The 253-nt window shown below is 73.5% G+C and carries 1 pseudogene; it reads left to right on the top strand.

The annotated features are described in order from the left end of the window. Positions 1 to 253, top strand: a pseudogene (locus CVH10_RS22540) (1-phosphofructokinase); the annotation flags it as partial.

The following is a 253-nucleotide window of genomic DNA, read 5'->3' as shown; positions in this document are numbered from 1 at the left end:
GTTCCAGGCCCTGATGGAGGCCAAGGGCATCGCGGATGCCTTCGCGTGGATTCCCGGCGAGACCCGGACCAACCTCAAGCTCCTCGACGCGCAGAGCGGCGACACCACCGACATCAACCTGCCGGGGCTAGCCGTGACGGCGGACGCCCTGGTCACGGTGCGGGCGGTCCTGCGCAGCCGCGCCACCGAAGGCACCCTCGCGGTCCTGGCCGGCAGCCTGCCCGGCGGCCTGCCGGCCGGGGCCTATGCGGCT

The sequence above is a fragment of the Halomonas sp. ND22Bw genome (assembly GCF_003011945.1).
GTDB classification, from domain to species: Bacteria; Pseudomonadota; Gammaproteobacteria; order Pseudomonadales; family Halomonadaceae; genus Halomonas; species Halomonas halophila.
The sequence above is the reverse complement of the archived record's forward strand: the minus strand, read 5'-3'. Positions and strand labels throughout refer to the sequence as shown.